This is a genomic window from Atopomonas hussainii, assembly GCF_900109735.1.
Taxonomy (GTDB): Bacteria; Pseudomonadota; Gammaproteobacteria; order Pseudomonadales; family Pseudomonadaceae; genus Atopomonas; species Atopomonas hussainii.
This window is the reverse complement of sequence record NZ_FOAS01000024.1, coordinates 1-17,810: the sequence shown is the minus strand read 5'-3', so window position 1 is coordinate 17,810 and position 17,810 is coordinate 1. Positions and strand designations below refer to the sequence as shown.

At 58.9% G+C, this 17,810-nt stretch carries 20 protein-coding genes; 7 read left to right on the top strand and 13 right to left on the bottom strand.

What is annotated here, in order from left to right; translation table 11 throughout:
* Positions 1–71 precede the first annotated feature (71 nt).
* From BMX80_RS17075 to BMX80_RS17060, 4 genes are all read right to left on the bottom strand, one after another.
* Positions 72–689, bottom strand: a complete 618-nt coding sequence (locus tag BMX80_RS17075; protein WP_074870678.1) for a protein-methionine-sulfoxide reductase heme-binding subunit MsrQ — start codon at positions 687–689, stop codon at positions 72–74.
* On the bottom strand, positions 689–1,696 hold the full coding sequence (msrP, locus tag BMX80_RS17070) for a protein-methionine-sulfoxide reductase catalytic subunit MsrP (RefSeq protein WP_074870676.1): 1,008 nt from the start codon (positions 1,694–1,696) through the stop codon (positions 689–691). Before msrP ends, BMX80_RS17075 begins: the two co-directional genes overlap by 1 nt.
* A gap of 61 nt (positions 1,697–1,757) precedes the next feature.
* Complete coding sequence (locus BMX80_RS17065; RefSeq protein WP_235821671.1) at positions 1,758–2,201, bottom strand: DUF4124 domain-containing protein; 444 nt, start codon at positions 2,199–2,201, stop codon at positions 1,758–1,760.
* A complete protein-coding gene (locus tag BMX80_RS17060) occupies positions 2,202–2,585 on the bottom strand; it encodes a tetratricopeptide repeat protein (RefSeq protein WP_071871686.1) in 384 nt (127 codons plus the stop codon).
* Between the two features lie 108 nt (positions 2,586–2,693).
* On the opposite strand from BMX80_RS17060, the gene BMX80_RS17055 reads away from it, so the two are divergent.
* Both BMX80_RS17055 and BMX80_RS17050 read left to right on the top strand, forming a co-directional pair.
* Positions 2,694–3,485 (top strand): tetratricopeptide repeat protein, encoded by a 792-nt coding sequence (locus BMX80_RS17055; protein ID WP_074870672.1) that lies wholly within the window; start codon positions 2,694–2,696, stop codon positions 3,483–3,485.
* A gap of 78 nt (positions 3,486–3,563) precedes the next feature.
* Positions 3,564–4,499, top strand: coding sequence for a universal stress protein (locus tag BMX80_RS17050; protein WP_074870671.1), 936 nt, complete (start codon positions 3,564–3,566; stop codon positions 4,497–4,499).
* On the opposite strand, the gene BMX80_RS17045 is transcribed toward BMX80_RS17050, so the two are convergent.
* Genes BMX80_RS17045 through BMX80_RS17035 form a run of 3 tightly spaced genes read right to left on the bottom strand, consistent with a single transcriptional unit; the run spans position 4,485 to position 7,359 of the window.
* A complete protein-coding gene (locus BMX80_RS17045; RefSeq protein ID WP_074870668.1) occupies positions 4,485–5,258 on the bottom strand; it encodes an enoyl-CoA hydratase in 774 nt (257 codons plus the stop codon). The genes BMX80_RS17050 and BMX80_RS17045 overlap by 15 nt on opposite strands.
* A 45-nt stretch (positions 5,259–5,303) precedes the next feature.
* Entirely contained in the window at positions 5,304–6,236 is a 933-nt protein-coding gene (locus tag BMX80_RS17040) for a 2Fe-2S iron-sulfur cluster-binding protein (RefSeq protein WP_074870665.1), read from the bottom strand.
* Positions 6,223–7,359, bottom strand: coding sequence for a GGDEF domain-containing protein (locus BMX80_RS17035; protein ID WP_071871691.1), 1,137 nt, complete (start codon positions 7,357–7,359; stop codon positions 6,223–6,225). The genes BMX80_RS17040 and BMX80_RS17035 overlap by 14 nt, the downstream gene beginning before the upstream one ends.
* A 216-nt stretch (positions 7,360–7,575) precedes the next feature.
* Here BMX80_RS17035 and BMX80_RS17030 point away from each other — a divergent pair, with 216 nt between their 5' ends.
* Positions 7,576–9,099 (top strand): fumarate hydratase, encoded by a 1,524-nt coding sequence (locus BMX80_RS17030; RefSeq protein ID WP_074870663.1) that lies wholly within the window; start codon positions 7,576–7,578, stop codon positions 9,097–9,099.
* A 214-nt stretch (positions 9,100–9,313) separates the two neighbouring features.
* Here BMX80_RS17030 and BMX80_RS17025 read toward each other — a convergent pair whose 3' ends face one another.
* The 6 genes from BMX80_RS17025 to BMX80_RS17000 all read right to left on the bottom strand — a co-directional run bounded on the left by BMX80_RS17025 (position 9,314) and on the right by BMX80_RS17000 (position 14,493).
* Positions 9,314–9,916: a DUF2846 domain-containing protein gene (locus tag BMX80_RS17025; RefSeq protein ID WP_074870662.1), complete on the bottom strand. Its 603-nt coding sequence runs from the start codon at positions 9,914–9,916 to the stop codon at positions 9,314–9,316.
* A gap of 80 nt (positions 9,917–9,996) precedes the next feature.
* Positions 9,997–11,148, bottom strand: coding sequence for a phospholipase D-like domain-containing protein (locus BMX80_RS17020; protein WP_074870660.1), 1,152 nt, complete (start codon positions 11,146–11,148; stop codon positions 9,997–9,999).
* 58 nt (positions 11,149–11,206) lie between these two features.
* The gene (locus BMX80_RS17015) at positions 11,207–11,521 is read right to left on the bottom strand and encodes an amidase (RefSeq protein WP_074870659.1); all 315 of its coding nucleotides are present in this window, start codon (positions 11,519–11,521) and stop codon (positions 11,207–11,209) included.
* Positions 11,522–11,523: 2 nt separating this feature from the next.
* A complete protein-coding gene (locus BMX80_RS17010) occupies positions 11,524–12,621 on the bottom strand; it encodes a serine hydrolase domain-containing protein (RefSeq protein WP_083394369.1) in 1,098 nt (365 codons plus the stop codon).
* Positions 12,622–12,728: 107 nt separating this feature from the next.
* Entirely contained in the window at positions 12,729–13,517 is a 789-nt protein-coding gene (locus tag BMX80_RS17005; RefSeq protein WP_074870657.1) for an oxygen-binding di-iron domain-containing protein, read from the bottom strand.
* Between the two features lie 82 nt (positions 13,518–13,599).
* Complete coding sequence (locus BMX80_RS17000) at positions 13,600–14,493, bottom strand: acyl-CoA dehydrogenase family protein (RefSeq protein WP_074870655.1); 894 nt, start codon at positions 14,491–14,493, stop codon at positions 13,600–13,602.
* A gap of 122 nt (positions 14,494–14,615) precedes the next feature.
* Between BMX80_RS17000 and BMX80_RS16995 the strand changes: the two genes are divergently transcribed.
* The 4 genes from BMX80_RS16995 to BMX80_RS16980 form a co-directional block, all read left to right on the top strand.
* Positions 14,616–15,374: a GNAT family N-acetyltransferase gene (locus BMX80_RS16995; RefSeq protein ID WP_074870654.1), complete on the top strand. Its 759-nt coding sequence runs from the start codon at positions 14,616–14,618 to the stop codon at positions 15,372–15,374.
* Positions 15,371–16,180, top strand: a complete 810-nt coding sequence (locus BMX80_RS16990; protein WP_074870652.1) for a lysophospholipid acyltransferase family protein — start codon at positions 15,371–15,373, stop codon at positions 16,178–16,180. The genes BMX80_RS16995 and BMX80_RS16990 overlap by 4 nt, the downstream gene beginning before the upstream one ends.
* Before the next feature lie 90 nt (positions 16,181–16,270).
* The gene (locus BMX80_RS16985) at positions 16,271–17,446 is read left to right on the top strand and encodes an alkane 1-monooxygenase (protein ID WP_074870650.1); all 1,176 of its coding nucleotides are present in this window, start codon (positions 16,271–16,273) and stop codon (positions 17,444–17,446) included.
* A gap of 108 nt (positions 17,447–17,554) precedes the next feature.
* Positions 17,555–17,810 (top strand): transposase (locus BMX80_RS16980; RefSeq protein WP_139214206.1); only part of this gene is annotated, 256 nt, incomplete at its 3' end.

Genomic DNA, 17,810 nt, shown 5'->3' with positions numbered 1-17,810 from the left:
AACCTTAACTAAGTCAATCAGTTACGACTCGCTGCGAAGTGGGGCGCATTATAGGGACGGCATTTTTGCGGTCAACTGTTTTTTGCGAGTTTTTTCATTGGGCCGCGCCAAGCCACTATCCATGTACTCACCGCGGGCACACGCCACGCCAGCAATAAGGCTGCCGGCAGGGCATAAAGCAGCCACTGCGTCATGTCGGCACGTACCACCCAGAGCATATGCAGTAACGCCAACGCAGCAATGAGGTAGATCAATTGATGCAGGGTCTTCCAGCGCTTGCCGAGCTTACGCATGGCGGCTTTGTATGAAGTTAGTGCTAGCGGTAATAAACCCAACCACGCCAAGCTACCCACTAATACATAGGGACGCTCCGCGATCTCCCGCCATAAATCAGCCCACTGCCAGCCCAATAAGAAAGCCAGAAAAGCCAAGCCGTGCAGCGTGGCATAAAAGAATGTCCACAGGCCAAGCTGGCGACGCACACGCAGCCAACCTGCCCAAGCAGTGATTTGTCGTAACGGCGTCATCGCTAACGTCACTAGCAACTCGGCTAATGCTACCTGCCCGAGCAGCAGGGTAAGCTCCTTACCGGGGTCAACGCCTAAGTCCACCGCCCCCGCCGCGCCTGCTATGGCATACCAAAATGGCAAGCTAGCAACCGCGGCCACCGCCAATCGCCACAGCAGCATTAATAGTTCACCCGCAGATCCATACCGCTGTAGAGGCTAGCCACCTCTTCGGCATAACCATTGAACAGCTGAGTCTTGATGCGATTAGGACTAAATAGGCTACTCGGCAGACGGCGCTCCGTTGCCTGACTCCAACGTGGGTGGCTGACCTCAGGATTCACGTTGGCGTAGAAGCCATATTCGTTGGGCGCCAAGGCTTCCCACGTAGTGCGCGGCTGTTTTTCCAGCAGACTGATGCGCACGATGGACTTGATGCTTTTAAAACCATATTTCCACGGCACCACCAAGCGGATCGGCGCGCCGTTTTGCTTGGGCATAAAACGGCCGTACATACCGACCGCCAAAATACTCAGTGGATGCATTGCCTCATCCATACGCAAGCCTTCGACATAGGGCCAGTCAATCAGCCCGAAAGCTGAGCGCTGCCCCGGCATTTGCTCCGGATCAACCAAGGTTTCAAAGCGTACGTACTTCGCTTTACTGGTTGGCTCCACACGCTTAAGCAAGACAGACAACGGAATGCCTAGCCATGGCACGACCATGGACCAGGCCTCCACACAGCGCAGGCGATAGATACGCTCTTCTAATTGATGCGGCTGGATAAGGTCTTCCAGCGCTAGCTTACCGGGCTTGGCTACTTCACCATCGATAACCACCGACCATGGTTCAGGCCGCAAACTGGCAGCAAAACGCGCCGGATCGCCCTTATCAGTGCCGAATTCGTAGAAGTTGTTATAGCGCGCCGCATCGGCAAACGGTGTTAGCGCATCATCCGCTTTGATGGCGCCCCACTGGATACCCGCCTGCTTAGCCTTGAACCAAGCCGGCGCTGGCTCGGCCGGCTCGGCATCGTAAGGGTTCGCCAAAACTGGCAGCGCTGTACCTGCCAACGCAGCTCCGGCACTGGCAGCCAGAAAACGGCGACGATTGAGATACAGCGCTTCACTGGTGACCTGCGACTCAGGCAAAGACCAACGCAGCGCTGAACGGGATGTTTTTAATAGCATGGGGGACTCCTCTGCCTACCTAGCAGACTAGACCCCTATTTGGCCGAAACGTTACAGCACCTTACTGGCAGTAGCGCTGATAGTTGTCTTGCATGCGCTGCTTGGCCGCGGCGATTTCTTCTTGGCTGTAGTACTGGCGCTGACCGCTTTCGTCGTAGCGATAGAAATTGCCGCCGCGGGCGATATTTTCCAGCTCGCCACGCAGCTCACTGCAGCGCTCTTGCTGCTGCGCATTTTGCGCTGCCGTTTCTGCTTGGCGCTGCCGCTGATCGGCGCGCTCGCCCTCGCGGGCTTTTAGGATTTGCCGCATGCGCTCTTGGCTTTCGCGCGTTGCAGCGTCGTTTTCCACTACCTGCGGCTTTACATCCACCGCCTGCGCGCCAGTGCCTTGCGGACGCTCACCAAAATGCACGCGCCCCTCGCTATCGACCCAACGGTAAATCTCGGCACTGGCCAGTGCTGGCAACAGGGCTAGGGCAAGCAAGGTTTTGGTCATCCGTGGCATTTATTTCATCTCTGGCTTGGGTACAGGTTGCGGGATTGTACGCGCGCCCACGCCATAGCCCAACTGATCCAAGGTCTGCAAACGCGCCTTGGCACGGTAAGCGTACTCACTCACCGGATAACGACTGATGATGTATTGATAGGTCTCGCGGGCATCGGCGTATAAACCCTCACGCTCCAGACACTGACCGCGCAGCAAAGAGATTTCCGGCTGCATATACGGCCGCGAACGCGCCTCGCGATCCGCTTGCGAGAGCAGCAAGCGCACCTTGGCGCAATCGCCCAGCTCATACGCCTCATAGGCGGAATCTAAGTAACGATCCAGCGACCAGCGCATGCAGCCACTAATCAAAAGCGCGGTAGCCACAAGGCAAAAAATACGCATGATGAACACTCCCTCAGGTATGCCCACAGAGCAGGCATGATTGCTTAAGCCTAGCGCTGTATCGGCCGTCTGAAGCAAATCTCCAGCCCGCGCCACAAGGAGTTCGCCATGCGCTACGCGCTGCTTTTGATCTTGTCGTTTAGCCTAGCCGCCTGTGCACCGACTACACCGCTGTTTATCGCCCAAGTCACCACCCACGAAGTGGAACAGTGGAAAGAACTGAAAAGCCGCAAGATGGCCGCAGCGCTGGAAGAAGAAGGCGACCTGTTCACCTATTCCGCCAAAGCGATTCGCGACAACAAGAGCAAAAAAGCCGAAGAGCTGTACATGAGCGGCTACTACAACACGCAATACAGCGACGAAGTGCGCGCTATTGCGCTGTATCAGATTGGCCTGATGTACATGAGCCGCTACAACGACGAACGCGATGATCAACATGCACTGAATGTGTTTTACAAGTTGCTCAACGAGTTTCCCACCAGCCGCGCTGCCGAACGCACAGAAGCACGCATCATGATGATTCGCCAGCGTAGCGACAGCACAGTGCAAAAAACCTCGCGCGAGCTGCTCGCCCGCTGGAAGCCCAGCCAAGCCATGGACCTCAACCGGCCGAGCTTAGACCCCGATCTGACCATGCTGTCGCGTCGCGCCATTTTGAAAGACCGCGTCGACGAAGCTGAAGAGCTGTTCTTGCTTGCCCTGAGTGACCCGGCCATTCAACCGAGCCTTAAGCAGGACGCCCTGTACCAACTGGGCCTGATGCAACTGGCTAGCGATAACCCACGACGCAATCGTGACAAAGGCATCGCCTATCTGCGCCGGCTGCTCGTGCAATACCCTGACAGCCCCCTGGCCGGCAAAGCAGCACGGCATCTCGACCAAGCGCTGAACAGGCAATAACGCTCAACGTGACGCATATCAACACAACCCCGCGCTAAAGGCATAAGGTGAGGCTATGCCCACCTGCCGGAGGCGGCCATGAGCCTACGTCACATCATCGTGCTGGTTGACCCCAACCACAGCCAGCAAGCCACCCCTGCGATTAACCGCGCCAGCCAACTGGCCGCAGCCAGTGGCGCGGCAGTGCAGCTACTGAGCATTGCCTATCGCAGCGAGTTGGACAGCAGCCATCTGTTTGATCTGACAGACCTAGAAAAGCTGCGCGAAAGCTTTTGCAGCAAGAAAATCGCCGAGCTGAACGAGCTGGCTAGCCCAGCCATCAAGCAGGGCATTCACGTCAGCAGCGCGTGCCTATGGGGGCGTGACTGGGTTGACGTGCTGCTCACCCACCTAGGCAACACACCTTGCGACTTACTGATCAAAGCCACTCATAAAACCGGGGCGATCAAACGCTTTCTGTTTGGTGGCAGCGACTGGCAACTGATTCGTCGTTGCCCCGTACCACTGTGGCTCGTGCGTGAGGGCGACTGGCATGCCGGCAAGCTGGTCGCTGCCGTTGACCCGCTGCACAGCCAAGAAGGCTACGCCGGGCTTGATCGCAAGCTAATGCACTGGGCGGCGCGCTTACATGAACTACTGAACATGGAAGAGCACTACCTGCACGCCTTTATGCCGCTGCCGCGCACGCTGGTGTTTGACGCCGAACTGGTTGCCGACTACGACGGCTACGCACGGCGCTGCCAGCTCCAGCACCGCGAAGCCTTCGAGAAACTGGTCAGCCAGCGACCAGTGCCCTTGCCACAAACCCACTTACTGCAAGGCTATACCGAAGACGTGCTGCCGGCGTTTATTGAGCAACAGAGTATCGACCTGCTGCTGATTGGCGCGGTGTCGCGCGGGCAGCTGGATACCGCCCTGCTCGGCCACACCGCCGAGCGCGTGCTGGATCAAGTGGATTGCGAGCTGCTGATTCTCAAGCCCGATGGCTTTGGCCAAGATTCAAGCAAACCGTGAGAAGTCTGGCGCGCGGCGCTGCATAAAGGCACTCAGCGCCTCCATCGCCTCGGGGCTACGCAGGCGCTGCACAAACAGCGCGCCCTCTTCGGCGATCACTTGCTTAAGCTGTTGCAGATAAGGGGCGCGCATTAAAGCCTTGCTTTGCAGCACGGCTTGCGGTGCCAGCTGGGTAAAGCGCAGTGCTTGTTCGCGCGCATGCGCCAGACAGGCTTCACCACTGGCTAGTTGCGCATTGGCAAGACCCAGCGCCACGGCTTGCGCACCATCGAACGACTCGCCGAGCAACAGCAGCTGCGCAGCCTTGGCGTGCCCTAAGCGCTGCGGCAATAAAAAGCTGGAGCCGTACTCCGGACACAAACCCAAGCCCACGAAAGGCATTTTCAGTTTGGCATCCGGCCCCACAAATACCAGATCGCAGTGCAGCAGCAAGGTGGTGCCAATGCCCACCGCCGAACCATTCACGGCGGCAACGACGGGTTTACGGCACTCCAGCAAAGCCTGCATAAACTGAAACACCGGCGCCTCTTGCCCAGCCGGCGGGCTTTTTAAGAAGTCTTGAATGTCGTTACCGCTGGTAAAACACTGCGCATCGCCCTGAATCACCACGGCGCGCACAGCCGCTGCCTGATCGGCTTCCTGCAGGGCAAGCGCCGCTTGGCTGTACATGGCGGCGGTGAGTGCGTTCTTTTTATCTGGGCGGTTAAAGGCCAGCGTCATCACGCCTTCGGCTTGGCTAACTACAACGGCATCGCTCATGGCTGCACTCCTAAAAACGTTTAACAGCGCAGACAGCGCTCTGTGTTATTCAGGCGTCTTAGGCTGCAAAAACGCTTCACAATGCAGCTGCCGACGCGGCAGGCCGGCAAGAAACAATCGCTTGCTCACCGCCTGCACAAAATGATCGGAGCCGCAGACTAGGGCGTGCGCCCGTCGTGAAACAAGTTGCATATCAGCCAAAGCTTGCGGCCATTGCGGCCTAGGCACCTGCGCCCAGGTAAAGACTGGCCAGCGGGCAGCCAAGGCGGCTAGCTCTGCCTGCCAATAGCAATCATCCCCGACAAACAGCAACTGCACAGGGTCGCCATGCTGGGCCTGTTCAGCGGCTAAGAGTGCTGACCACAACGGCGCAAGGCCCGTGCCAGAGGCCAGCAAGATTAACGGCTGGCCTTGCCACTCAGACCGATAACCCAATGCGCCGCCATGCACCATGCCCACATGCACGCTATCGCCTACGCCAATTTGGCGTAACTGCTGGCTCATCGCCCCTGCGTGACTGATATCGATATGCAGCGCCAGCAACCCCGTACCCGGCAAGCAGGCTAACGAATACGGGCGCACCACACCGCCAACGTACAGCTGCACATGCTGCCCCGGCTGAAAGCGCAAACCCTGCTGAGGGGATAACTCTAAGTGCAGCACGTCGCCCGCCAGCACAGTGCAGCGCTCAACGGTTGCCGGAATGGCGGCATGCCGCGGATCAAACAGCGCCAGCTGGGCATCGCCAACGATGCGGCACTGACACGCCAAGCGCCAGCCTTGCGCGTAATGCTGTGGGTTGAGCAGCTCCGGCGCGGGGTCATCCAGCTCACCAGCGGTGCATTGCACTAAACACGCATGACAGCTGCCGGCACGACAGCTGTGCGGCACTGCCACGCCTTGCGCCAGCAAGGCGTCGAGCAGCAACTCGCCAGACTGCACTGACAGCTGACGAGCGTTGATCTCAAGTACGGGCATGGGCGGTATCGCGCCAACGTGCGCAACAACAATTGCGCCCGTTGGCTTTAGCGTCATACAGCGCTTGGTCGGCGCGCTTTAACGCTTGATCGAGGCTTTCATCGGCATACAGCAAAGTCATCCCGGCGGACAAACTCAGCTGCGGACAAATCAGGCCGACCGGCTCGGCTTGAGTAAAGGCTTCGCGTAAGCGCTCGCAACAGGCATCGAGACGATCTTGGCTGGCATCGCGCATCAACAGCACGAACTCCTCGCCACCGTAACGGGCCAGTAAATCGTTCTCACGCAGACACGCACCGGCCACCGCGGCGAAGGTTTGCAGCACGCGATCACCGGCATCATGGCCAAATTGATCGTTAATGCGCTTGAAGTAATCCAGATCAATCAAGGCCAAGCCCAGTTGTTCTTGGGTGGATAAATGCTTGAGCTCTTGTTCGGCCACTTTGACAAACGCGCGGCGATTGCACAGCCCGGTCAGCTCATCGGTAGAGGCTAAATCTTGCAACTGGCGCATCATGCCGCGCAGGGTTTCTTGGTGGGCTTGCAGCGCGGTGCGGCGCATTTTCATCCGCGCCCGTAAGCGCTGCACATAGCTGGCAAAAAACACCAGCCAGCCCAGCACCGCAGCAAACACTAAGAGATCGAGCGATAGCCCTACCGTCTCACTGCCCGACGAGGCCAAAAACCCCGGCAACTGCACGCCAGCAAAACCGATAAAGGCCAGAGCGCAACAGGCACTAAAAACCCGTGGCGCGAGCTCAAAGGCACCAAACAGCAGAATCAGAAAATAAATCACCAGCATCGAGCCGCGTGACTCATCAAGCTGGCTAATAAAGAAGGTTTGCCAGGCCAAGCCCAAAAGCACCTGCGGCAAGGTCAGGCTGGGGTCGGCACAGCGCAAGTTCCAGCCGCGGGCAAACGCCACGTAAAGCAGCACCTGCAAGCTCAGCGCCAGCATGGTGCTCCATGACAGCAAGGCTAAGCCGCCGCGGTAGTGCCCGGTAAAATAAGTCGCCCAAACGATAGCCACCACCAGCACATAACTAGCGGCGGCTAGGGCAAAACGTCGCAGACGTAAGGTCTGCATAGCATGCGTGTTATTAGACTGGCGTTGCAGGCTCATGGGTTCCATCCCCCGACGCGAATCTCAAGCACTCTACCCTCCAAACCGGCAGTCTGCCAGCGTCAAACTATTGGCTGATTTTCTCAGCGGTAGGCCAGCACGCCAGCTAGAGCTATAATGAGGCGCCCTAGAGCGCTCCGACCTGCGCCGCAGGTTGCCAAGCGCCCCTTTAGCCCCCTGCCCGTTTCGGGCTGCCTGACGAGGAGCACGCCAAGCATGGCCGCCATCAAGCAAGACGATTTGATCCAGAGCGTCGCCGACGCCCTGCAGTTCATTTCCTACTACCACCCGGTAGATTTTATTCAGGCCATGAACGAGGCCTACGAGCGTGAAGCCTCGCAAGCGGCGAAAGACGCCATGGCGCAAATCCTCATCAACTCGCGCATGTGCGCCACCGGCCATCGGCCGATTTGCCAAGACACCGGCATCGTCACTGTGTTCGTTAAAGTCGGTATGGATGTGCGCTACGAAGGCGCCACCATGGGCCTTGAGGACATGATCAACGAAGGCGTACGCCGCGCCTACACGCACCCGGACAACGTGCTGCGCGCGTCGATTCTGGCCGACCCGGCCGGTGCGCGGAAGAATACTAAAGACAACACCCCGGCGGTGATTCACTACCAAATCGTGCCCGGCAGCGAGATCGAATTCCACGTCGCGGCCAAAGGCGGCGGTTCGGAAAACAAATCCAAGATGGCCATGCTCAACCCGTCTGACTCGATCGTCGACTGGGTGCTGAAAACTGTACCGACTATGGGTGCTGGCTGGTGCCCGCCGGGCATGCTCGGCATTGGCATCGGTGGCACGACCGAGAAAGCTGCCGTGCTGGCCAAAGAATCGCTGATGGACCCGATCGACATTCACGAACTGCAAGCCCGTGGCGCGCAAAACCGTGTCGAAGAGCTGCGTTTGGAGCTGTTCGAGAAGGTCAATCAACTGGGTATCGGCGCGCAAGGTTTGGGCGGCCTGACCACCGTGCTGGACATCAAGATCAAGGATTACCCGACCCATGCCGCCAGCTTGCCGGTGTGCATGATCCCCAACTGCGCGGCGACCCGTCACGCGCACTTCACCTTGGATGGCAGCGGCCCGGCCGAGCTGCAAGCGCCGGACCTGAGCGCTTATCCGGATGTGGTGTGGGAAGTAGGCGACAGCGTGCGTCGCGTTAACCTCGACACCATCACCCGCGAAGACGTGAAGAGCTGGAAGCCGGGCGAAACCCTGCTGCTGTCGGGCAAGATGCTCACCGGCCGCGACGCCGCGCACAAGCGCATGGTCGACATGCTGAACAAAGGCGAAGAGCTGCCGGTAGACCTCAAAGGTCGCTTTATCTATTACGTAGGCCCGGTTGATCCAGTGCGTGACGAAGTGGTTGGCCCCGCTGGCCCGACCACAGCAACGCGGATGGACAAGTTCACCCGGCAGATTCTGGAAAGCACTGGCCTGCTCGGCATGATCGGCAAGTCCGAGCGCGGCCCGATTGCCATCGAAGCGATCAAGGACAACCAAGCGGTGTACCTGATGGCTGTCGGCGGCGCGGCATACTTGGTGGCGCAGGCGATCAAGAAGTCCGAAGTGCTGGCCTTCCCCGAGCTGGGTATGGAAGCGATCTACGAGTTCGAACTCAAAGACATGCCCGTGACTGTAGCGGTCGACGTCAACGGCGAGTCGGTGCACAACACTGGCCCGGCGCTGTGGCAGAAGAAGATTGCCGAAAGCTTGGCGGTGGAAGTGAAGTAACCCTTCACCTAACACTTCAGCCGGCACACACAACAACGCCCAGCACTGCTGGGCGTTGTTGTTTAGCGCACGAGGGAGCATTGATTTAATCGGCGAACGCTTTAAGCACAAGGCGTACGGCGCACAGCAAGCGAGGCATACCGACGGGTAGGCGAGCTGGTGAGCTCCGCACAACACAGTGATTAAAGCGTGCAGACAGTCAATCACCGCCTCCCTAGATTCCGATCTTATCCAGCGCACGCCCCACCTTACGCCAGAAGCCTTCTTGCTTACGTTCCAGCTCATCACTGGCGGCGACTTTCTGCCGGGCCTGCACGCGCTTGGTGGGCGGTAACTCTTCTAACGCTACGTCGGCATCCACCAACTGCAACGGGCCTTCGCCCACGCCGCCGCGTTGGCTAACTTTGGGCGGTGGGTTCAGCTCGTCATAACGCAGGTAATAGACCTCGCCGACTTCGGGGTTTAACTCAAAGCTGGCGATGCGGTTGAAGTCGAACGGGCCTTCGGCCAGCAGTGTCCAGTAACTACCTGCCAAAGGGCGACGCATTTCAACGCGATAGACCGCAGGCTCTAGCTCAAGCACTAAATAGCCATTACTGGGCAATGCGCCAGCGAGCTGGTTATTCACAAACAAGCCAGGCGCTTCTAGCTCTTCATCCGCCCACTGGCTTTGCGGGCGGTAGAGCACCACCAGCACCTGATCGGGGCTAACCGATTGCGCACTAAAAACGGGGCCTTCGACCTCGCTAAAAAATGCTCCGGGGGTGCTGCAGCCAGTGAGGGCCAATAGCACTCCGAGTACGAGCCAACGGCACATGAATTGCCATCCTTTTATTAGGTTTATTGGCTAAGCGTACCGAGCAAAGCCCAAGCGGCTCACCCATCCAAAGGCCGGGATCATTGCCGCCTATCGAGCAGGTTGACCAACAGGCGATCCGGCAAGCTCCATAACCACTGTTTTAAGCGCACGCTGCGTGGGCGTTGCTGCCACTGTTGGTAACTGACCGACAGGCTGAGTTGGCAATCGTTGGCCAACATATCGGCCACAGCCTGCACCAGACTGGGGTCTTGGCTTTCTAAATTGGCATCTAAGTTAAAGAACAAGCCCCAATAGTCGAAATTGCACGAGCCGATGCTCACCCAGTCATCCACCAACACGGCTTTAAGGTGCAGAAAGCGCGGCTGGTATTCATAGATTTCTACCCCCGCCTTGAGCAAACGCCGGTAGTAGCGCTGGCCGGCATAACGCACCGGCGGGTGATCGGTATAGCTGCTGGTGAGCAACAAGCGCACCTGTACGCCGCGCTTAGCCGCTTTAATCAGCTGCCGACGCACCGACCAAGTGGGTAAAAAATACGGCGTCGCCAAGCACACTTGGCGCTGGGCCAGTTTTAAGCGCTGTAACAAGCTCCAGAGGATGTCGCCTTGCCGTTCGCAGCCGGCAAACGCCACACGGCCCAAACCCTGTGCCGACTGCGGCCACCAGGGGTGATGGGCCCGGCGCAAAGTGCGCCAGCTCAGGCTCGGCTTGTTATCCCAATGGTTATCAAACAGCGCCTGCCAATCCGCCAGCACCGGGCCTGTCATGTACACCATGACTTCATGCCATTGCAGCGGCCAAGGCTCGGGCGTCCAAAACTCGTCGGTGGCGCCCATGCCACCAACAAAACCGGCTTGGCCATCAATCAGAATCAGTTTGCGATGATCGCGCTGAAAGATATTCAGCCCGCGCCGCCAACTCAGCGGGTTAAACCAACGCAGCACAACGCCCGCTGCGGCCAAGCGCTGCCGCCAAGTATTCCCTAGGGCGCGACTGCCAAGGGCATCCAGCTGCACGCGCACCCGAACGCCGCGCTGAGCTTGCTGGCATAAGGCGTCAAACAAGGCACTCGCGCACAAGCCGTCTTCGGCCAGATACAGACACACATCGATGTGCCGCTGCGCCTGCTGCAAAGCAGCGAGCAAGCGCGGCATAAACTGCACTCCGTCGACCAACAGCTCAAACTGGTTATCGGCCCGCCAGGGCAACACGGGGGCATCAATGCTCATGCTGGGCGCCTATGCATGCTCAGCTCATCCTCACACTAAGAAGTGCCTTAGCCAGATGTCACGGATCGAGACGACAACCTTGCCGCTCATTCAGCCAACGCGCGGTATTGCTGCGCCCAAGGCCGGTTGCCGTGACTTGCCGAGCGCTATCGTCAGCAGCAAAGCTATCCAGCGGCAGCCATTGTTTAACAAAGCCTTGGCAGTACTGCGCCGAATACCCGCTGACATAGCGGCACGAGCAATATTCTTTAGCCGTGTAAGCACTCAAGATATCCGGGAAGGCCGCTAAGTGCTCACGGTTCTGCCAGCTCCACGCGCCCAACACGAGCACAAGCAGCGCCAGCAACACGGCCATCACTTTCAGTACGCGCATGCTTATTCCTCCCCCGGCACAAAGGCGGCCTGCACTAAACGCAGCAAGGTGTTGTGCGCGTAACTGTGGTCGCGGTCATCAGCAAAGCGCACCACGATCAGTTGTTGGCTGGGCAGCACGGTCAGCGTTTGCCCCCAATGACCCAACGCAGCGAAGGCATCCGCCGGCGCATCGGGCCATGGTTTTTGTCCGTTCAGTTCAGCGTTGAGCCACCACTGCCCACCGGGTAAGGCCTCGCCGGGTTGGTCAGCCTCAGCATGGGCAAACAGGGTGCGATTAAAACGCACCCAGTCTGCAGGCAGCAGTTGCTGGTCTTGCCAGCGGCCATCGCGCTGCATCAGCAGGCCAATGCGCGCCAAATCGCGCGCCGTCATGTAGGCATAAGATGAAGCGACGTAAGTACCTTGGCCGTCTGCCTCAAAGCGCGCACTGCTGATGCCCAGCGGAGTGAACAGCGCCGCCCACGGATACTCGGCATAGCGCTCGCCCAGCGGGCCTTTGAGTGCCGCACCGAGCAAATTGCTATCGCCACTGGAATAGGCATGCCGTGTACCCGGCGCAACGCCCGTGCTATGCGCGGCGGTAAACGCGGCCATGTCGGTATGCCCACGGGTATACAGCATGGCCACCACCGAGGACTGCAGCGGCGCGTATTCATAGTCCTCCGCCCACGCGAGCCCCGAGGCCCAGTGCAGCAGATTGCGATAGGTGACTTTGGGGTGCTGTTTCAGCGGCGGATAGTGCTCAGCCACCGGCTGATCGAGCTGAAACAGTCCTTCGCCATAGGCCACGCCGAGCACCGTGGCCCAAACACTTTTGCTCACCGACCACAGCAAGTGCGGCGTTTGTGCGGTGTTTTCCCCGGCGTAGCGTTCGTAAACGATTTGCCCGTCTTTAATCACCAGCAGTGCGTCGCTACGCACGCCTTGGCGGGTCGCGTCGTCACGGGTGGGAAAAGCGTAGGCATTCAGCGCCTCTAGCGCTGGCGAGGCAGCGGCCGGGGCCACCGACCACGCTGGCACCGGCCAATGCTCCTGCGCCCACAGCGCTGGGCTTAACAACGTCGCGGCCAGCGCGGCAGCGGAGAATACAGCTCGCATGTGTGGCGTCCTTCTTATTGTTGTCTTGTCGAACAATGGGCAGAAGGTAGCACGGCCAACGTGACGCCCCCAAGACAGCGGCTCACGCAGGCCAAACAGCGTCTAGCTTAAGCCGGCTGACGGAAATGCTCTGGGCCGAGCAAGTCGATGCCGCACTCCAGCCGGCTGATCCAGTCGAGGAACGCCGTGATCATGGCCTTACCGACAAAGGGCCGGCCATGCTGCGGCACGATCATCTCGACATCCATGCGGCGCACCATGTCGGCCCACAAACGGCAGACTTTATTGGCGCTCATGTAGCGGCGATGGAAGCCTTCCATGCTCGGCACATGCAGGGCGAAATCGGTCACCGGTTCGGCGTCATCCACCATCGAGGCGCCCATATCACCGGAGAAGAGAATCTTGCTCACCGGATCATAAAACTGGAAGTTACCCACCGAATGGAGAAAGTGCGCGGGAATCGCGTGAATCTCGCTCATCCCCAAACGCAGCCGCTCGCCACGGTCTGGCAAAGCATGAATGCGGTCGTAGGTGGAAATACCGTGGCTTAAGTTGAGGTACGAGGCAGTCAAGTGCGGCAAGAAACGCGCCCACAGCTTCGAGCACACCACCGTGGCTTTAGTGTGCAGCAGCCACTTGTCCAGTGAGGCGATGATGTCCGGGTCTTGGTGCGAGGCCAGAATGTAAGTCAGCTCATTGAGCGGAATATGCTTAGACAACTCCAGCGACAAGGGCGTGTAGGTCAGGTTGCCGCCCGGATCGAGCAGCGCATATTCATTGTGGTCAGTGATCAGAAACTGGTTGGACTGCACGCCATCGCCACTGACCAAATTATCGAAGCACAGGCAGCTGTGGCTGCCGTTATCAAACAGTACGCGGGGCTCACGCCGAGTCATAGAAGCTCTCCTTGCGGTGACAACACCGGCAGCGGTATGGCTTAAAAAAGACGGCGAACTGTGACGCAAGCCCTGCGGGCAATTATTGATTCATATCAAGGCCAAGGCTCTGGCGCGCCTTTTCTAAACGCATATCGCGTGCTTTTTGGGCGAACTGCAACAGCGCCTGGTCACGCGCCCAAAGTGCCGCATGTGTGCTATCACCTACCGCCATAGCCGCCGCCAATGGCTGCTGCAGCGCCTGAAACTGAGCAAACGCGGCAGCTAATAAATAGTGCATCGCCGGCTTGCGCGCATCCTGCCGGGCAAGATCAGCCACACTGCTAAGCAGGTTCAACAGCCGCAGCTGTAGCGTTTCATCCGCGTTTTGCTTCTGCAGCACGCCAAAGCACCACGCGGTGGTCGCCGCCAGCACGTACAAATCCTCAATGCTGCGAAACGGCTTTACATAATCACTCCAGCCATCGCCCGCCAAAGCCCGCGCTCGGCACTGGTTAAAGTGAATCCGCGCATGACCGATATCCGGCATCACCGGCAAGGGCGGCAATAGCTCAACCTGCACGCCGGGGGTATCGGTGGCCAGCTCTAACAAACGAATGGCAGGCTCCTCGCCCTCAGCCTCGCAGCGCGCGGCGACCAGCACCCACTGCGCCGCATCTGCCGCGGTGACGAAGTCTTTGCGCCCACTGAGCTGCGCGCCGTCCCAACGACAATCCAAATCACGTGGCCGGGTACTTTTATGCTCGGTCACACACAGCGCGCCCAAGCCCTCAGGCGCCGCGGGCCATAGCACCCGCAGCGCCGCCTGATAACCAGCCAAAAATGCCAAGCCGGGGCTGGCAGCGGTTTTGCCGCCAAACAAGGCCAAGGCCAAAGGCTCGTTACCGGCATGCGCCAACAGCGCTTCATACCAAGCGGCCAAGCCTTGCTCGGCACTCAAGCGCGGCTGCGCGGCTAACCATTCAGTCCAGTCCATCCATCCCCCTGTCATACAAGCATCACAGCTTATTCATAGCGCTGACACACCGGGCTTTTAGCGTTCAAGGTGCATAAACACATAAGCCGAATACGGCAACCATGTTCCAGGAGAGCCCTGTCATGCAAGCACAAACCCAAACTCAGGCCGTGGCCACCCCCACCCGCCGTTTGCAGTTTGTTGAACTGCAGACCCCCGCCGAATTGCGCGAAGCTCAGGCTCTGCGCTTCACGGTGTTCAGCGAAGAATACGAAGCCAAGCTCGATGGCGCCGAGCTGGGTCTGGACTGCGATCACTTCGATGTAGCCTGCCGCCATATCGGTGTGCGTGACGAGCGCAGCGGCGAGCTGGTCGCCACCACCCGCCTGCTAGATAGCCGCGCCGCCGCCCACTTTGGCCACTTTTATAGTGAGCAAGAGTTTCAGTTAGATGGCCTGCAACAATTAGATGGCCCGATTTTAGAAATCGGCCGCACCTGTGTGGCCCGCGAACACCGTAACGGCGCCACCATTGCCGTGCTCTGGGCCGGGCTTGCTGAGGTGCTGAACAGCGGCGAATACCGCTACCTGATGGGCTGCGCGAGCATCTCCATGCGTGATGGCGGCATTCAAGCGCATGCCATCATGCAGCGTATTCGCGGCCGCTACCTGTGCCACGAGCATCTGCGCGCTAATCCACGTCGCGCTCTGCCGGCGTTGCAACTGGGCGAGAACGTTACCGCCGAACTGCCGCCGCTGCTCAAAGCCTATTTACGCTTGGGCGCCAAAGTGTGTGGTGAGCCGGCGTGGGATGAAGACTTTCAGGTCGCCGATGTGTTCATTCTGCTCAAGCGCGAAGATCTTTGCCCACGCTACGCCCGCCACTTCAAGGCCGCCGTATGATCGGCTACTGCCGCTTGGCGTGGCGCCTACCCCGCCTGCTGTTGTGGGTGCTGGTGGGCTTGCTACTGGCGTGCTGGGTAAGCCTGCGCAGTGCGACCTTGCCAGCCAGCTTGGCGCATCGGCAAAAGCTCACCCAGTTTTGGCTACGCGGCCTTTGCGCCTGCCTGCCCTATCGCGTACAGCGCCTTGGCGAGTTACCGCAACAGGGCGCGCTGTGGTTGGCCAATCACATTTCTTGGCTCGACATTGCGGTGCTGGGCAGTATTGCACCCCTGTCGTTTCTCTCTAAGGCCGAAGTACGCCGTTGGCCGATTGCCGGCTGGCTGGCCGCACAAGCCGGCACTTTATTTATTCAGCGCGGCTCGGGTGACGGCCAACAGCTCAGCCAGCAGATTGCCGAACGCCTCAAACTCGGCCTGCCGACACTGGTATTCCCCGAAGGCACCACCACCGATGGCGCCAGCGTACGCACTTTTCATGCGCGCTTACTGGCCAGTGCGCTAGAGCGCAACGCGCTAATCCAACCACTGGCGCTACGCTACCGACGCCAGCAGCAGCGCGACACCTTGGCGCCCTTTATTGGCGATGACGACTTACTGCGCCACCTCTGGCGGTTACTGCAAGCGCCGGTAGCCGACGTCGAAGTGCATTTATTGCCGTGCCGACAAGCCTGCAGCACAGACAGTCGCCGCGCCCTGGCCGCTAGCCTGCAGCAGCAAGTCACGCAACGGGTGCACGGGCATTCGACAGCCACCACGACAGACTCAGCTGTCACACCAGGCGTCGGAATCGCGCAAACAATGTAGGACAATCCGACAATTCATGCTTAACTGAACTGGCAAGCTACTGCGCCATGCGCAGCATCAAGGACACAATAAAAAAAGCCGGAGCACAGCATGAACACCACCCTCGCCGCCCCTTACCACGACCGCAAGCGCTATCTATGGCTAGTGTCGCTACTCGTGCCCTGTTTGGCCTTGGTTGGCCCAGCCCTGTATCTATGGCACAGCCCTAACCTGTTATGGCTGTGGATTGCCCCGGGCTTTGCCTATATCGCCATCCCTGTGCTTGACGTGCTGCTCGGTGAAGACACCAGCAACCCGCCCGAAGAAGCCGTGCCGGCGCTCGAGGCAGACCCTTATTACCGCTACATCACCTATGCCTTAGTGCCGATTCTGTGGCTGAGCTTTATCGTTAACGCCGCGTTTGTCGGCAGTGTCGAGCTACCTTGGCACGGCATTCTCGCTGTTGTACTGAGTGCCGGTGGCACCTGCGGTTTTGGCCTGAATCTTGGCCACGAGCTCGGCCACAAGAAAACCAGCCTTGAACGTTGGCTGGCAAAGATCACCTTGGCGCTGGGCTGCTACGGGCACTTTTTTGTCGAGCACAATCGCGGCCACCATAAAGATGTCGCCACCCCAGAAGACCCGGCCTCGTCGCGCATGGGCGAAAGCATCTATCGGTTTATGTTTCGTGAATTACCGGGGGCGTTTTTCCGCGCCTGGGATTTAGAAGCCGAACGCCTGTATCGCAGCGGTCGCTCAGTTTGGAGTTTAGAAAACGAAGTGCTGCAACCGGCGCTAATCAGCGTCGTGCTCTACGCCGTACTCATCGGCCTGTTCGGCTTAGAGCTGCTGCCCTTTCTATTAATGACCGCTTTTTGGGGCGCCTTTCAGCTCACCTCGGCCAACTACATCGAGCATTACGGCTTACTGCGCCAGAAGCGCGACAACGGCCGCTACGAACAGTGCCAGCCGCATCACTCGTGGAACAGCAACCATTTGTTCTCTAACTGGGCGCTGTTTCATCTGCAGCGCCACTCAGACCACCACGCACACCCCACGCGCCGCTATCAGTCGCTACGCGACTTCGCCAACCTGCCGCGCCTGCCCAACGGCTATTTCGGCATGTATTTAATTGCCTACATTCCGCCGCTGTGGTTTGCCGTGATGAACCCGCGCCTGATCCAACAAGTGCAAGGCGATAGCAGCCGCATCAACTTCGAACCGGCCAAGCGCCAGCAGCTAGAAGCGCAGTATCAGTTGCACCCAGCAACCGAGGCGCTGGCCTGAACGGCCATCAGGCTTCGTAGAATAATTATCTAGGGAAACGCTGATTTATTCCTCAGCAGCTCTCTTGGCTGGCACAATCGCGGGAAGCCCATCGCCTGAGTCAGCCGCATGCAAAAAACCTTTTCCGAAGCCGAATATGCCGGCAAGAAAAAGCTGACACGCCGCGATCGATTTCTCAGCGATCTTGAGCAGCTCACGCCTTGGACCTTGCTTGAAGCTCAGATTGCCCCCTTCTATGCAGACAACACGGGCAAGCGTGGGCGTCCCAGCATTGGTTTGCCACGCATGCTTCGCTTGTACGTTGTGCAGCAGTGCTTTGGTCTTTCGGACGAAGGCACAGAAGATGCGGTTTACGACAGTCAGG

Bases quoted from the DNA above. Each gene is read 5' to 3' on its own strand.
- BMX80_RS17075 (WP_074870678.1), bottom strand. From the start codon at position 689: ATGCTGCTGTGGCGATTGGCGGTGGCCGCGGTTGCTAGCTTGCCATTT.
- BMX80_RS17010 (WP_083394369.1), bottom strand. From the start codon at position 12,621: ATGCGAGCTGTATTCTCCGCTGCCGCGCTGGCCGCGACGTTGTTAAGC.
- BMX80_RS17055 (WP_074870672.1), top strand. From the start codon at position 2,694: ATGCGCTACGCGCTGCTTTTGATCTTGTCGTTTAGCCTAGCCGCCTGT.
- BMX80_RS17015 (WP_074870659.1), bottom strand. From the start codon at position 11,521: ATGCGCGTACTGAAAGTGATGGCCGTGTTGCTGGCGCTGCTTGTGCTC.
- BMX80_RS17050 (WP_074870671.1), top strand. From the start codon at position 3,564: ATGAGCCTACGTCACATCATCGTGCTGGTTGACCCCAACCACAGCCAG.
- BMX80_RS17020 (WP_074870660.1), bottom strand. From the start codon at position 11,148: ATGAGCATTGATGCCCCCGTGTTGCCCTGGCGGGCCGATAACCAGTTT.
- BMX80_RS17030 (WP_074870663.1), top strand. From the start codon at position 7,576: ATGGCCGCCATCAAGCAAGACGATTTGATCCAGAGCGTCGCCGACGCC.
- BMX80_RS17000 (WP_074870655.1), bottom strand. From the start codon at position 14,493: ATGGACTGGACTGAATGGTTAGCCGCGCAGCCGCGCTTGAGTGCCGAG.
- BMX80_RS16985 (WP_074870650.1), top strand. From the start codon at position 16,271: ATGAACACCACCCTCGCCGCCCCTTACCACGACCGCAAGCGCTATCTA.
- BMX80_RS16990 (WP_074870652.1), top strand. From the start codon at position 15,371: ATGATCGGCTACTGCCGCTTGGCGTGGCGCCTACCCCGCCTGCTGTTG.
- BMX80_RS17045 (WP_074870668.1), bottom strand. From the start codon at position 5,258: ATGAGCGATGCCGTTGTAGTTAGCCAAGCCGAAGGCGTGATGACGCTG.
- BMX80_RS17040 (WP_074870665.1), bottom strand. From the start codon at position 6,236: ATGCCCGTACTTGAGATCAACGCTCGTCAGCTGTCAGTGCAGTCTGGC.
- BMX80_RS17035 (WP_071871691.1), bottom strand. From the start codon at position 7,359: ATGAGCCTGCAACGCCAGTCTAATAACACGCATGCTATGCAGACCTTA.
- BMX80_RS17005 (WP_074870657.1), bottom strand. From the start codon at position 13,517: ATGACTCGGCGTGAGCCCCGCGTACTGTTTGATAACGGCAGCCACAGC.
- msrP (WP_074870676.1), bottom strand. From the start codon at position 1,696: ATGCTATTAAAAACATCCCGTTCAGCGCTGCGTTGGTCTTTGCCTGAG.
- BMX80_RS17060 (WP_071871686.1), bottom strand. From the start codon at position 2,585: ATGCGTATTTTTTGCCTTGTGGCTACCGCGCTTTTGATTAGTGGCTGC.
- BMX80_RS17065 (WP_235821671.1), bottom strand. From the start codon at position 2,201: ATGCCACGGATGACCAAAACCTTGCTTGCCCTAGCCCTGTTGCCAGCA.
- BMX80_RS17025 (WP_074870662.1), bottom strand. From the start codon at position 9,916: ATGTGCCGTTGGCTCGTACTCGGAGTGCTATTGGCCCTCACTGGCTGC.
- BMX80_RS16995 (WP_074870654.1), top strand. From the start codon at position 14,616: ATGCAAGCACAAACCCAAACTCAGGCCGTGGCCACCCCCACCCGCCGT.